The 13,505-nt window shown below is 66.4% G+C and carries 11 protein-coding genes; 6 read left to right on the top strand and 5 right to left on the bottom strand.

The window, feature by feature from the left end:
• Positions 1-184 precede the first annotated feature (184 nt).
• From A5779_RS19345 to A5779_RS19335, 3 genes are all read right to left on the bottom strand, one after another.
• Complete coding sequence (locus A5779_RS19345; RefSeq protein ID WP_064884669.1) at positions 185-1,330, bottom strand: glycoside hydrolase 5 family protein; 1,146 nt, start codon at positions 1,328-1,330, stop codon at positions 185-187.
• Positions 1,331-1,421: 91 nt separating this feature from the next.
• Entirely contained in the window at positions 1,422-2,126 is a 705-nt protein-coding gene (locus A5779_RS19340; protein ID WP_064884667.1) for a cutinase family protein, read from the bottom strand.
• Positions 2,127-2,211: 85 nt separating this feature from the next.
• Complete coding sequence (locus A5779_RS19335) at positions 2,212-2,850, bottom strand: M15 family metallopeptidase (RefSeq protein ID WP_003879835.1); 639 nt, start codon at positions 2,848-2,850, stop codon at positions 2,212-2,214.
• A gap of 103 nt (positions 2,851-2,953) precedes the next feature.
• Here A5779_RS19335 and A5779_RS19330 point away from each other — a divergent pair, with 103 nt between their 5' ends.
• Positions 2,954-6,136, top strand: a complete 3,183-nt coding sequence (locus A5779_RS19330) for an ATP-binding protein (protein WP_064884665.1) — start codon at positions 2,954-2,956, stop codon at positions 6,134-6,136.
• A complete protein-coding gene (locus A5779_RS19325) occupies positions 6,133-7,839 on the top strand; it encodes a hydroxysqualene dehydroxylase (protein WP_064884663.1) in 1,707 nt (568 codons plus the stop codon). Before A5779_RS19330 ends, A5779_RS19325 begins: the two co-directional genes overlap by 4 nt.
• Here A5779_RS19325 and A5779_RS19320 read toward each other — a convergent pair.
• Positions 7,787-8,680: a DUF5995 family protein gene (locus A5779_RS19320; protein ID WP_131811660.1), complete on the bottom strand. Its 894-nt coding sequence runs from the start codon at positions 8,678-8,680 to the stop codon at positions 7,787-7,789. The two genes, A5779_RS19325 and A5779_RS19320, sit on opposite strands and share 53 nt — an antisense overlap.
• A 218-nt stretch (positions 8,681-8,898) precedes the next feature.
• Here A5779_RS19320 and A5779_RS19315 point away from each other — a divergent pair, with 218 nt between their 5' ends.
• The 4 genes from A5779_RS19315 to A5779_RS19300 are packed head-to-tail and all read left to right on the top strand — an operon-like array spanning position 8,899 to position 13,355.
• On the top strand, positions 8,899-11,268 hold the full coding sequence (locus tag A5779_RS19315) for a xanthine dehydrogenase family protein molybdopterin-binding subunit (protein WP_064884659.1): 2,370 nt from the start codon (positions 8,899-8,901) through the stop codon (positions 11,266-11,268).
• 2 nt (positions 11,269-11,270) lie between these two features.
• Positions 11,271-11,975, top strand: coding sequence for an SRPBCC family protein (locus A5779_RS19310; protein ID WP_064884656.1), 705 nt, complete (start codon positions 11,271-11,273; stop codon positions 11,973-11,975).
• Positions 11,972-12,856, top strand: coding sequence for an FAD binding domain-containing protein (locus tag A5779_RS19305; protein WP_064884654.1), 885 nt, complete (start codon positions 11,972-11,974; stop codon positions 12,854-12,856). The genes A5779_RS19310 and A5779_RS19305 overlap by 4 nt, the downstream gene beginning before the upstream one ends.
• A complete protein-coding gene (locus A5779_RS19300; RefSeq protein WP_064884652.1) occupies positions 12,849-13,355 on the top strand; it encodes a (2Fe-2S)-binding protein in 507 nt (168 codons plus the stop codon). Before A5779_RS19305 ends, A5779_RS19300 begins: the two co-directional genes overlap by 8 nt.
• Here A5779_RS19300 and A5779_RS33065 read toward each other — a convergent pair.
• A complete protein-coding gene (locus A5779_RS33065) occupies positions 13,333-13,404 on the bottom strand; it encodes a hypothetical protein (protein WP_236734822.1) in 72 nt (23 codons plus the stop codon). The genes A5779_RS19300 and A5779_RS33065 overlap by 23 nt on opposite strands.
• Between the last annotated feature and the right edge of the window lie 101 nt (positions 13,405-13,505).

Below are 13,505 nucleotides of genomic sequence, written 5' to 3'. Positions count from 1 at the left end.
TCGGCGATGTTCTCGTGACTCTCGTGTAGTCCCGGCCCGTCGGGATCCTCACCCCGACGGTCGAATTCGTCCTGCAGCTCCTCCTGCCCCTCAGTCACCTTACGGGCGTCTTTCGGTATCGGCCTGCCACCGTCACGTTGGTCCATAGCCTGGTGAGTCACCCGCATCGACCACGGCTAAACACCTATACGCGAGTGGTGAGCTTCCGGAACGCCTGGTACTCGCTTTCCTTGTAGGGCCGTCCGTCGGGCTGCAGCAGATCGCTGAACCACACGTTCGGCACCTTGGCGTAGGGCTTGTCCCACGAATCCCACGGGAAGTAGGTCTGGGTCTTGCCGGCCACCAGACCCCAGCTGTAGGCAGCAACGTTGTGCCGCTTGGCAACCGGAAGCACACCCTCAACGGTGCTGCCCTGGTCTCGGGCCAGGTATTCGGTGCACATGATCGGCCGGCCCAAGGGAGCGAGTTCGGCGATGCGGGCCTCGAATTCAGCAGGCCCGGCGTACGAGTGGAAGGAGATGATGTCGGAGTTGTCGAGTTGGAAGCTGTCCATCTCGCTTCGGCTTCCGCGGTCCCAGCTGCCCTGCCACACGCCACTGGTCAACGGCTGCACGGCGTTGACCGAACGCGCCCAGGCGAACACCTGGGGCAGCAGTCCTCCGACCGCAGCGATCTTGTCCTTGCGCTCGACCTTGCGATATTGCTTGGCGGGGTTGTCCGGCTCGTTCCACAGGTCCCAACCCAGGACCCGGTTGTCGTTGCGGAACTGACTCATCACGCCGACCACGTAGTCGCGCAGTACAGGCCGGTAACGCGGGTCGTCGATGCGTTGCGCACCGGGGCTCTGCACCCAGCCCGAGTTGTGCACGCCCGGCGTCGGTGCCCGCTGCGCGCCCAGCTGCGGGTTCGGATCCCAGCACGAATCGAAGAACACGAACAGCGGCTTGATGCCCTGACGCGCCGCGATCCCGACGAAATTCGCGAGCCTGCTTTGGAATCCGGCGCGATCCTGCGCCCACAGCAGATCGTGCAGGAACACCCTTACCGTGTTGAACCCGAGTAGGCGGCACGCCTGCAGCTCACTGTCGATGCGCCGCGCGTCATAGGTGCCGGCGCCGAACATCTCGATCTGGTTGATCGCGTTCGAGGTGATGAAGTTGGTGCCGACCAACCAACCCTGCGCCTGATACCACGCGTTGGCTCGCTCCACCGGCCACTGACCGGGTGCGGCACTCGCCCGCGGGATCACCGAAAGCGGGGCCAGCACCTGAGGAAGAGCGGCCGCAGCTGCCATTACCAGCGGGATCTTGAGGGCCGTTCGACGGTGCACCTAGTGAACATAGTGGCGCTCAGCAAAGACCTCGGCCTCACGGATGACATTGCAACCATTGAGGTTTCAGATTGTTATCAACTCGGCACCGTCAGAGCCGGCCCACCGTGAAATCGGCGGCCTGACCGGGCATGCCATTGAGTACATATGCGGTGTGTGCGAAGTTGGGAACCCCGGCCGGCGTTCCGTCGCAGATCGTGTCGCCGGGCTCGCACAGCTCGATCGTCTTGTCCTTGTATCGCTGACCGATCACCATCGGCGGCGCGCCGATGTCGCGCATGAACTCGTCGGACGGTGTGCCCAGCAGCACCACCGATGCCACGTGGTCGGCAATCTCCGGCGCCATGGGCTCGGGGATGTACTGCTTGTACTCAGCCGGAATCCCGTCGGGAACGGTGGCGGCAGTGGTGTAGCCCGCTACGACGGCGCCCTGCGAGTAGCCGCCCAACACCACCTTCGTCTTGGGGCAGTCCCTGGCCGTCGCCTTGACATGGTCGGACGCGTCGCGGATACCGTCGACGACGGTTCTGGCGAACTCGATCCGGTCACCGAAGTTTCCACTGGCCTGGTAGTTCACCGGGTACACCTCGACCGAACGTTCCCCGGTGCGCGCACGCAAGGCATCGACGAAGGACTGTCCCGGGCCACCGACGCCGGGCGGCTCGTAGGTGCCGCGAGCGAACACCACCTCGACATCTGGACACGGCGGCTGCGCCGACGCGGCCGGCATGGGTGCGAACGGGGCGGTGCAGGCAGCGATCAGCGCCGCGCCCTGGAAATATCTGAAGACGTTCATTTCGACTCCACGCCTACCGGATCGTGACGAACGTTACGGTTCCCCATGCTGGCACATTCCAAACGCGGAGAACAGGGCCCGGGACTTATCCCAGCGGAACATCCAGGTAGGGCCGCGGGTCGGCCGCGCCGGGTCCGTCGAAATGCCACCACTCCCCCGAGTACACGTTCAGCCCGCCGGCTTTCATGGCCTCGCGCAGTCGCGCCCGATTGGCCTGGGCTGCAGGGCTCACCCCGTCGGTGGCGTACGCGAGGCTGCGCGGGGTGAAGTCGTCGAACCCGGTGCCCATGTCGACGAGCGACCCCCCTCGGGCGATCGTGACGTCGACCGAGCGACCGGCCTCGTGACTGCGGGCATAGGCGCTCGGGCGGGCCACCCAATTCGGGTTGGACACCACCTCGAACATCCTGACCTGAACCTCGTGTGGCCGGTAGCAGTCCCAGAAGACCAGCTTGTCGGGCCGCAGGGCGGCCGCCGCCGCGGCAAGGCCGGGGGCCATCGACTCGTGCACGAGACAGGGAGCACCCGCTGGATAGAGCTGCCGGCCGACGAAGTTGTCACTGGTTGCGTACCGCAGGTCGATCACCGCGTCGGGCACGACCGAGCGCACGTCGACCAGCCCGGCTTCGGCAGCGGGCCGGGCGGACGCCGGTGGGGCCCAGAGGACACCGGCCAGCAGAACCAGGGCAGCGAATGCGATGCGCACGGACAAATTGCACCACATCCACTTAATTGCCTGCTCAAGCATCATTTCAGCCATCCCGTCAATTGCCTGGGAGGTGAGCGACCGCGGCGATAGGCTTTGCCCGTCTGCGCAGGAGGATCACATGAGCCTCGACGGGAACCAGACATCGATCGACGAGCTGCTCGATCGGGCTGTGCGTGCCTGCAATCGCGGCGACCGCGCTGCCGCGAACTCCCTGGCCGAGCAGGTCCTGGCGGTGGACCGCGGCAACGCGGACGCCGAAGATCTACTCGCCGCCTCCGACGGTCACGGGGAAATCCGACGCCTCACGTTGATGTTCATCGATCTCGTCGACTCGACGGTGCTGTCCACGCGCGTCGAACCCGAGACCTACCGCACGCTGGTCGGCCGGTATCGCCAGGACGCGATCCGCCTGGTCAACCACTATGAGGGCCACATCAGCTCGACCAAGGGCGACGGACTGCTGGCCGTGTTCGGCCACCCCAAGGCCCACGAGAACGATGTCAAACGAGCCGTCGCCGCAGGGTTGGAGATCACCCACGCGGTGGCCCGAATCAGCGAACAGGCAATCCGTAGATTCGGCGTCACCATCGACGTGCGGGTGGGCGTGCACCGTGGAGTCGTCTACCTCGACACCGCGCAAGACGACGTCTACGGTTTCGCCGCGAACCTGGCCGCCCGCATTTCCTCGCTGGCGGCACCGGGAACCGTCGCCGTGTCGGACGCGGTGGCGGCTCTGATCGGCGGCACGTTCGAACTCGCGGCCTGCCCGGCCGCACCGGTCAAAGGTGTCGACGAACCTGTGACCCATCATCGGGTGCTGTCCGACTATCCGACCGCGGTAGCGACCCGTACCGCTGCTCTGGTCGGACGGCACCGCGAGCGGGACTGGTTGGAGTCCGCCTGGCAGCAGGCCGAAGACGGCACGTTGAGGTGTGCCGGCGTGGCGTTCCGTGGCGAAGCGGGCATCGGTAAGACCCGGTTGGGCCGGGTCGCTGCGGATCTGGTCACGGGATCGGGCGGAACCGTCATCGAGCTGAGGGGCTCCCCGCTACACGTCGACGCCGGCCTGTATCCGGTGCGCCGCCTGCTGGAACGCCGTTGTGGCATCGACCGGCTCACCGAAGCCGCTGAGCGGATCCGCCTCCTGGAGTCTGAATTACGTTCGCAAGCAATGGATCCCACGGCAGCTATTCCGTTTCTCGCGCCGGTGCTGGGCGTGGGACCAGAACACGGCTACCAACCCGCGATCGCTGAGGGCCGCACCCTGTATGAGCTCATCGGCGCGACCGTGCTCCGATACCTGCTGGCATGCCTGAACGGTGCTGCCGGCCTGGTCATCGCCGAGGACATGCACTGGTTCGACCCCTCCACCATGGATGTGGTCGACGCCTTGCTCACCGGGGCCGACGGGCGGCGGCTGATCGTGCTCACCGGACGCGAGGGCAAGTGGCTCAGGCCGGACTGGCCGGTCAAGCTCTTCGAGCTCACGGCGCTGAGCACCGACGAGTGCAACGAGCTGATCGAAGCGTTGGACCCGGCCGTGACGGATTCGCAGAAGGCCGCCGTGTGCAGTCGATGCGATGGGATCCCGTTCTACATCGAGCACGTCGTGGCCGGCCTGGATGCCGCAGCCAACGACGAGCAGGTACCGGAGGCGCTGTACGAACCGTTGTTCGCCCGACTTCACACCCGGCCAGATGTGGTGCCGGTGGTCGAGGCCGCAGCCGTCATCGGGCGAAGCGGTGACCTCGCGTTGCTCCGGTCCGTGGTGGGCTCCGACGTCGACACCGACACCGTGGTCGCCGCGCTGGCCGAGGCGCAGGTGTTCCAGATCGAGGACGAGCGTTGGCGATTCCGTCACGAGCTGCTGCGCGAGGTGGCCGGCGAGCTGGCGCCACCGACTCTGGAACGTGACCTGCACGCCCGGGTGGCACGCGAGCTGGTTGACCAGGCCGCGGGAGTGGAGCCCGATTGGCGGCTGGTGGCGCGCCATTACGAGGGTGCGCAGCGTTTCCATGACGCCGTCTCCGCGTACCGGAAGGCGTGTGTGCAGGCCCGGCGACGCGCGTCCGCGTCGGAAGCCTGCGCATATCTGACACATGCACTAGAGCTGCTGAACCGGTGCGCCGCCGGGCCGCAACGCGACGAGGTCGAGATCGCACTGCGCCTAGAGCGCGGATTTCTGATCGGGGCCGCGCACGGAAGCATGAGTGGCGATGCTCCCGCCGACTTCGAGCGCTGCCTGCAATTGACCGCCGACGGACGACATCAGGACGACATCTTCGCAACGCTGACCGCGCTGATCAGCTACTACGTCCCCCGGGCAGACCTGCGCCGGGCCCACGAACTCCTCGACTCCATGGCCGCAGGCATCACGACGCAGCGGCCATGGTTCCATCGGGCGATCGCCTCCTCGATGGGTTCCATCACCTGGCTGGAGGGCAGCTTCACGGTGGCCCGGGAACACCTGTTGACCGCGCTCGCCGACCCGTCTCCGTCGGATCCCCGCGAACTGGACGACACCTGGCGGGGCAACACGGATCCGATCTCGGGTGCCTACACCTACCTGGCTCTTTCCGATCTGATCTCCGGAGATCTGCCGGGAGCAAAGGCCGACCTGGCCGCCTCGGTCCACCGCTGTGAACAGCTAGGTTTCCCGCTGAACGCCTTCAACCGGGCACATACCTATTTCAAGGAGATCTGGGTGTGTCTGGAGGCCGGCCAACTCGATGAGGCGCTCTTGCTTTCCGGCGAAATGCGTCGCTGCACCGAGGATTCCGGCTTGGACCTGTGGCGCTTCGTCAGCGCCACCGAGTACGCCACCGTCAAGGCGGTGGCGGCGATGCGCGCCGGCGCCGATGCCGCCACGTTGGAGGCCGCCGCCGCGAAGATCGCCAGAGGCGTCGACGGATCACGACTCATGCACCTCAACGTCTATCTGACCTTTCACGACGCGGTCATCGGCCGATTGCTCATCGCGGCCGGTCAGCCGGACAAGGCACGCGAACGGCTGGAAATGTCACTGAGCCTCGCAGAGGAGACCGGAATGCACTTTCACGATGCGGAACTGATGCGGCTGCGAGCCCATACCGTGCCACCGGACCAGCGTCGGGCCGCTCTGGCCGATGCGTTGGACTTCGCGCGGCGTCAACATGCGGTGTTGTTCGAATTACGTTGTCTGATCGACTCTTTCGAGTTGCTCGGGGACGGGGACCGTGAAGGTTTGACCTCCGCGGTGAACCGGCTACCCGGGAACGCCGGCTGGCCCGAACAGGCACGGGCCGAACGGATCCTGTCATGACCAAGGTCGCGGTGCTGGGGGGCGGTGTCGGCGGGTTGACCGCGGCCCATGAACTGGCCGACCGCGGATTCGACGTAACCGTCTACGAGCGGCATACAGCGTTCGGCGGGAAGGCCCGGTCGATGCCGTTCCCCGGGACGGCCACCGGTGGGCGCAAGGATCTGCCGGGCGAACATGGATTCCGGTTCTTTCCAGGGTTTTATCGACATGTTCCGGACACGATGGTGCGAATCCCCCACAACAGTCAGACCGTCGCCGACCATCTGGTCACGGCCACGCAGATGATGCTGGCGCAGCACATGGGCGCCAACGAGATCATCGTGGCCACCCAGGTCTCGTCTGCACTCGACGATCTGTCGGCCACCATGAAGGCCATCTGGCAACTGGGCGTGGGACTGGGTATCCCGCCGCAGGAGATGACGGCGTTTGTGGAACGGCTGCTCACCCTGCTGGCCTCGTGCGACGAGCGTCGCTTTGGCCAGTGGGAGCAGACGAGTTGGTGGGACTTCATCGGCGCGGCCAACCGCTCGCCGCAGTTTCAGAAGTTTCTGGCCAACGGGATGACCCGCACGCTGGTGGCGGCGAAGGCCACCGAGATCTCGGCACGCACCGGCGGTTTGATCCTGTGCCAGTTGATGTTCGACCTGGTACGCCCGAACGGGAAGATGGACCGGGTGTTGGACGGGCCGACCAGTGACGTCTGGATCGATCCGTGGCTCACCCATCTCGCCGGCCTCGGGGTGAACCTGTGTGACGGCTACGAGGTCACCGGGATCGATTGTGACGGAAAACAGATCACCGGTGTGTCCATGTCCGTCGACGGCCACACCGAGCAGATCGTGGCCGACCATTACGTGGCGGCGATGCCCAAGGAGCGCCTTGAGCTGCTGCTGACGCCCGCGCTCTGCGCCGCCGAGCCGCGACTCACCGGCCTGTCGAAGCTCAAGACCGACTGGATGAACGGCGCGATGTTCTACCTCGACGTCGACAAGCCCCTGGTCCACGGCCACGCCATCTTCATCGACTCCAAGTGGTCGTTGACCGCTATCTCCCAAGGGCAGTTCTGGCGCAATTTCAACTGGTCGAATCGCGGTGATGGCCGGGTGGAAGGCATTCTCTCCGTGGACATCTCGGCCTGGGATGTACCGGGGAGCACCCCGTACCAGGCCAACGTGTGCAGTCGGGACGAGATTCGTACCGAGGTGTGGAAGCAGATCACCGACCACATTGATGACGGCTCCCTGACCGAGGCCAACGTCATCGACTTCTTTCTCGATCCGGCGATCACGTTCGGCACCGGACCGAACCGGCCGAAGTCGAAGAACGACGAGCCCTTGCTGATCAACACCAAGGGCTCGTGGGCGGACCGCCCGGACGCCGTGACCGCCCTCCCCAACTTCTTCCTGGCGGCCGATTTCGTGCGCACCTACACCGACTTGGCGACGATGGAGGCCGCCAACGAGGCCGCGCGGCGCGCGGTCAACGGGATACTCGACGCCACCGGGTCGCCCGCGACCAGGTGCCCGGTGTGGCCGCTGCACGAGCCGCGGGCGTTGGAGCCGTTCCGCCGATGGGACAAGCTGCGCTGGCGACTGGGTCAGGGACCCGTCACACCGCCGATCAAGATCGACTTGGCCGGGATACCGGGGACTACCGGCGCCCTCGCACGCGGCCTGCTCGCGGTGCTGGGTGGCTCCGCCTGAGATTTCGCACGCTGGACTGCGCCGACATGTGCGGCTGCTCGGTGATGCCGGCAAGTGCGCACAGGTTGCCGGCGACGTCTTGGTTCTCACCTGTGGTGATGCTTCGCAGCAGGAGCGCGATCGGCGGCCATTTCGCCGGCGGCTCCAGATAGAAGGCGCCCAGGCCGGCCGCCCACGCGAGCTGGTGGACCCGTTTCTCGTGCGCAGCCTCCGGATAGACGGCCAGACTGGTCGCGAAGTTCCAAGCCCCCTCCCGGAACTTGGTCAGAGTGTCCTTGATGAACAGGTCTTCCTTGGGGATCGCCCAGCGCAGCCACCGCACCCCCGGCGACCGGCGTTGGACGATGTCGAGCATGTCCGGCGTCTGAAGGGACACCAACTCGTTGACGTGTTCGAAATCGGCGTGGATGTCGGGCAGCCGGTTCGCGGCGAGGTCGACCACCGCGATTCCCAGGTCGAAGCAGATGTGGGCGTTCAGGCTGGCGACCATGTGCTGCAGCATCGACGCTTTGCGGTTGTGTTGGTTGAGGAACGCGATCTCCCACGGCAGGGTCAGCGCCTCCGGGTCGTGGGAGCGCGGATGGAAAAAGGCGTTCAACGCGTCGAAGTACCGCCTCGCGAACACGCAGTCGAGTTGCTCGATCCACTGCGCATCGGTGAACTCGCCGGCGCGGGCTGCGCGCTGGATGGCGATCGTGCCCCGTTTGTACAAGGCGGCGAAGTAGCCGATCGTGCTGTCCGCCCGGATCGACCAGTCGATGACGAGGTCCAGATTGCGCACCACGTCATCGAAGGTGGAAGCGTCTTTCAAGGGTTCCAGAACCAGAGTTTGTGTGGTCATCGTCATCCCACCTCCGTTGTCCGATCGAATACAGATTCGCGCGGTTCGGACACGGTGTCGTGAGTAGCCGCCTACCCTAGTTTCGAGCGGAAATGACACTCTCTTCTTCAGCCATGTCGCTTTCCGATGTACGATAATCGCACTCTTGATCCGGCCCCGGAGCCCTCCGGCGGCCTTTTACTTACGCGCAGAAGTAACCGACGGAATGGAGCGATCCTATGGCGTCAGCCGTACCGGAGACCGTCGCAACCCGCTATGCCGGCAGACGGGTCGAACGGGTGGAGGACACCCGCCTGCTCACCGGACGCGGCACGTACGTCGATGACATCACGCGCCCCGGCATGCTGCACGCCTGCTTCGTCCGCAGCCCCTACGCGCACGCAAAGTTCACCGCCATCGATGCCACCGCGGCCCTGGCCCTGCCCGGTGTGCACGCGGTGCTCACCGCCGCCGATCTGAATCCCGAGGTCAAAGAGGCCTGGCACGCCGTCGCGGGCAAGGACGTCCCGGACACCCCGAGGCCACCGCTGGCCGAGGGTGAGGTGAAGTTCGTCGGCGATCCGGTGGCCCTGGTCATCGCCGAAAGCCGCTACATCGCCGAGGACGCCGTGGATCTGGTCGACGTCGACTACGAACCGCTGCCCGCAATCGCCGACTTCCGCCAGGCGCTGACCTCCGACGTGTCCGTCCATGAGGCCTTCCCGGACAACAATGCCGGCGGCATGGCCGGCATGCCCCCGGACGAGGAGGTCTTCGGCGCCGCCGCACATGTGGTGAAGGAGCACATCTACCAGCAGATGCACGTGCCGGTGCCGATCGAATGCCGCGGCATGGTCACCGAATGGGCGCAGGCGACGGGCGAGCTGACCATCTGGGCCTCCACCCAGACCCCGCACGAGTTGCGGGCTTTCGCGGCCCGTCTGCTCGGCATCCCGGCCCAGCATGTGCGGGTCATCATGCGCGACACCGGCGGCGGGTTCGGCCAGAAGGTCGTCCCGATGCGCGAGGACATGTGCATCATGCTGGCCGCGCGCAAGGTACGCACCGCGCTCAAGTGGATCGAAGACCGCCGCGAGAACCTGATGTCGGCGGGTCAGTCCCGCCACGTCGACGGCGACGTGCGCATGGCGTTCGACGACGACGGCGCCATCCTGGCCGCCGACATCGACTTCGTCCAGGACGTCGGCTCCTACCCGACCCCGTACCCGGTGCTGACCACCGCGGCCATCGGCATGTTCTTCCCTGGCCCTTACCGGGTACCGAAAGCGAGCTTCAACTACAAGACGGTGTTCTCCAACACCGCCGGCCTGCACGCCTACCGCGGCCCGTGGCAGTACGAAACCCTCACCCGCGAAATACTTCTCGACATTGCCGCGCGCAAGATGGACATGGATCCGGTGGAGCTGCGGCGCAAGAACCTGCTCCGCCGCGACGAGATGCCGTATTTCAACCCCAACGGTATGCCGTATGACCACGTCGCCCCCATCGAGACGTTCGAGCAGGCGGTCAAGATCCTCGACCACGAAGGGTTCCGCAAGGAGCAGGCCGAGGCACTGGCCCAGGGCAGGTACCTCGGGCTGGGCTTCTCGGCCTACATCGAGCCCACCGGCGCGGCCACCGGGCACCTGGCCAGCGAGGGCTGCACCATCCGGATGGAGCCGACCGGCAAGATCAACGTCTACGTCAACGGCGGGTCCACCGGAAACAGCTTGGAAACCACCGTTATTCAGCTCACCGCCGACGCACTCGGCGCCGACATCGACGATGTCGCCACCATCCAGGGCGACACCGCGGTGACGCCGTACGGCGCGGGCACCCAAGGCAGCCGCAGCGCCCCGATGACGGCCGGGGCGGTCAACGAGGCCGGCACGATCCTGCGCAACCAGCTGGTGGCGATGGCCGCCGCCAGGCTGGAGGTCTCCGAAGCCGAGATCGAGCTCGGCGGGTCGCGGGCCGTCGCGCGCAACGATCCCGAAAAGAGCGTGAGCTTCGCCGATCTGGCCTACCGCGCGCACTACGAGCCGCAGATGCTGCCGCCGGGCATGTCGGCGAACCTCGAGGCCACCGCCCGCTACACCGCGCCACCGACCGCCCCGATCCACTGGGCGAACGCCACCCACGCCTGCACCTGCGAGGTCGATGTCGTCACCGGCCACGTCACCCTGACCCGCTACATCGTCAGCGAGGACGTCGGCCCGATGATCAACCCCAACGTGGTCGAGGGCCAGATCGCCGGCGGCACCGTCCAGGGCATCGGCGGGGCACTGCTGGAGAAGTTGTCCTATGACGACGCCGGAAACCCGTTGTCCTCAACCTTTGTCGACTATCTGCTGCCCACCGCCACCGAGGTCCCGACGATCGAGTACGGCCACGTCGAGATCCCCGGCCCCGGCGTGGGCGGCTACAAGGGAGCAGGCGAGGGCGGTGCCATCGGCTCGACCCCCGCGGTGATCAACGCCGTCAACGACGCCTTGGCCCCGCTCGGCGTCACCTTGACCACCTTGCCTGCCACCCCGGCAGCCATCGTCGAAGCGATCGAGCAGGCACAGGAACTCGGCTCGCAGAAACCATCAGGAAGGGATCACTGATCGTGGAGCTCAACAACGAATTCCGGGTCGCGGTACCGGCGGCGAAAACCTGGGAGGTGCTGACCGACGTCGAACGCGTCGCCCCCTGCCTGCCCGGTGCCACCCTCCTGAGCGTCGACGGAGACGATTTCACGGGTGCGGTCAAGGTCAAGGTCGGTCCGATCACGGTGTCCTACAAGGGTGATGCCACCTTCCAGGAAAAAGACGCAGCAGCGCAGCGGGTGGTGCTCAAGGCCAACGGCAAGGAGACCCGCGGCAACGGCACCGCCTCGGCCATCGTGACCGCCCAACTGAAGGACGAGGGCGCCGACTCCACCCTCGTGGTGGTCACCACCGACCTGGCCATCTCCGGCAAGGCCGCCCAGTTCGGCCGCGGCGTGCTCGCCGATGTGGCAGGCAGCCTGATCGACCAGTTCGCGAAGAGCCTCGAAGCCGAACTACTCGGTGGGGCTACCCCCTCGGACGAAACCAGCTCTGCCGGAGCAACATCCGCGCAGGCACCACAGGAGGCCGCCCCGATCAATGCGCTCGCTCTGGCCAAGGTGATGGCGGTACCGATGGCCAAGCGCTTCGCTCCGGCCATCGGGGCGGTCGCGGCCGCAGGCGTGCTGGGGTTCCTGGTCGGCCGGGCCGGCCGCACCAAGCGCAAGAGCACCGGGCTGAGCACCGAAGATCTGCACGCAGCGCTGCTCCGGTTGGTGTCATGAAGCCCGCCCCGTTTGCCTATCACCGGCCCGCCACCGTCACCGAGGCAGTGGCCATGCTCGGTGAGTTCGGCGAGGACGCCAAGATCCTCGCCGGCGGCCAGAGCCTGGTACCCATGCTGGCCATGCGCCTGACGCACTTCGAGAACCTGATCGACATCTCGCGAGTGCCGGAACTCAACGACATCACACTGCACGGCAACGAGGTTCGGATCGGTGCGGCCACCCCGCACGCCATGGTCGGACTCGACGACGAGATCGCCGACTCGGTGCCGCTACTGACCCTGGCCACGCCGCACATCGGGCACTTCCAGATCCGCAGCCGCGGCACGCTTGGCGGCGCGATCGCGCATGCCGATCCCGCTGCCGAGTACGCGGCGGTCGCACTGGCACTCGACGCGACCATCGAGGCCACCTCGGCACGCGGCGTCCGCCAGATCCCAGCCGCGGAGTTCTTCACCGGCCTGTGGGAGACCGCACTGGCCACCGACGAGATCCTGACCGCGGTGCGTTTCCCGGTGGCGTCGGGTCGCAGTGGCTTCGGGATTGCCGAATTCGCCCGTCGCCATGGCGATTTCGCGATAGCCGGCGCGGTCGTCAGGTTCGATCTCGACGAGGACGACCGGATCACCCGCTGCGGCATCGGCCTGCTCGGACTCGGCTCCACACCGCTGCGGGCCGTCCCGGCCGAAACGGCCCTGATCGGCACCCCGATCGGTGGCATCAGTGCCGACGAGATCGGCCGGCTGGCGATGTCCGAGCTCACCGACATTCCTTCCGATCTGCAGGGCTCCGCGTCATACCGGGCCCGGGTCGGCGCGGCCATGGTGTCCAGAGCCTGGACCCAGGCAACCACCCACGCCGAGGAGGCCCTCAATGCATGAACTGCCGGTCGCGGTTTCGGTCAACGGGCGTGATTACCAGGGGGTGGTCGAGCCCCGGGTGACCCTCGCCGATTTCCTCCGCGACAACTGCGGCCTCACCGGCACCCACCTCGGCTGCGAGCACGGCGCATGCGGTGCCTGCACGGTCCTGTTGGACGGCCAGGCGGTCCGATCGTGCCTGGTGTTCGCGGTACAGGTCGACGGCCAGGACGTGACGACGGTCGAGGGCATCGCCGGCCCGGACGGCGAGCTGTCCCCGGTGCAGTCCGCCCTCAAGGAGTGCCACGGCCTCCAGTGTGGCTTCTGCACACCGGGATTCGTCACGTCGATCACCGCGCTCCTGCGCGACAACCCGGACCCCACCGATGAGGAGATCCGCGAGGGACTGTCGGGCAACTTCTGCCGGTGCACCGGCTACCAGGGGATCGTCAACGCCGTCCACCGGGTTTGCGGCCACGCCGAGGACCGCTCCGAGCTCAAGCCTCTAGGTCAGCAATAACTTTCGCGATACGCCGGGCCCTGGTCTCAGCGGCCTTGGCGCTCTGCACCGACGTGACGTGCGCCTTCTGCCTGCTGTAGGACAGGCGCTCCGCCCATCCGGAGCATTTCCGTCGGGAACCTCATGCCCCTCCCGGTCCCCAAACTCACC

The sequence above is a fragment of the Mycolicibacterium peregrinum genome (genome assembly GCF_001665625.1).
Taxonomy (GTDB): domain Bacteria; phylum Actinomycetota; class Actinomycetes; order Mycobacteriales; family Mycobacteriaceae; genus Mycobacterium; species Mycobacterium peregrinum_B.
The sequence above is the reverse complement of the archived record's forward strand: the minus strand, read 5'-3'. Positions and strand labels throughout refer to the sequence as shown.